Annotated in this window: 2 protein-coding genes; both read left to right on the forward strand. The window is 62.9% G+C overall.

Translation table 11 applies throughout. The features are described from left to right. On the forward strand, nucleotides 1-285 hold a 285-nt coding region (locus tag A5658_RS11045), incomplete at its 5' end, for a WXG100 family type VII secretion target (RefSeq protein ID WP_197503096.1). 31 nt (nucleotides 286-316) lie between these two features. Then, nucleotides 317-599, forward strand: a 283-nt coding sequence (locus A5658_RS11050) for a WXG100 family type VII secretion target (RefSeq protein WP_067334064.1), incomplete at its 3' end; no start/stop codon positions are given.

Here is a 599-nt window from a genome sequence, read left to right on the forward strand (position 1 = left end):
TTTATGACTGACCCGCACGAGATGCGGGCGATGGCGGGCCGTTTCGACGTGCACGCGCAGACCGTTGAGGACGAGGCCCGCAAGATGTGGGCCTCAAGCCAGAACATCGCCGGTGCGGGTTGGAGCGGTACCGCTCAGGCCACCAGCTACGACACCATGGGTCAGATGAACACGGCGTTTCGCAACATCGTGAACATGCTGCACGGGGTGCGCGACGGGTTGATTCGTGACGCGAACAACTACGAGGCCCAAGAGCAGTCCAGCCAGCAGATCCTGTCCAGCTAGCCGATCACCGACAAGACTTAGGAGAACACTCATGTCGATCAGTTACCAGTTCGGTGATGTCGATGCCCACGGCGCGTTGATCCGCGCCCAGGCCGCCTCCTTGGAGGCCGAGCACCAGGCCATCGTGCGCGATGTGCTGGCCGCCGGTGACTTCTGGGGTGGCTCGGGTTCGGTGGCCTGCCAGGAGTTCATCACCCAGTTGGGCCGCAACTTCCAGGTCATCTACGAACAAGCCAACGCCCACGGCCAGAAGGTGCAGACGGCAGGCAACAACATGTCGTCCACCGACTCCGCCGTCGGCTCCAGCTGGGCCT

The organism is Mycobacterium sp. 1245111.1 (genome assembly GCF_001673405.1).
Lineage (GTDB): Bacteria > Actinomycetota > Actinomycetes > Mycobacteriales > Mycobacteriaceae > Mycobacterium.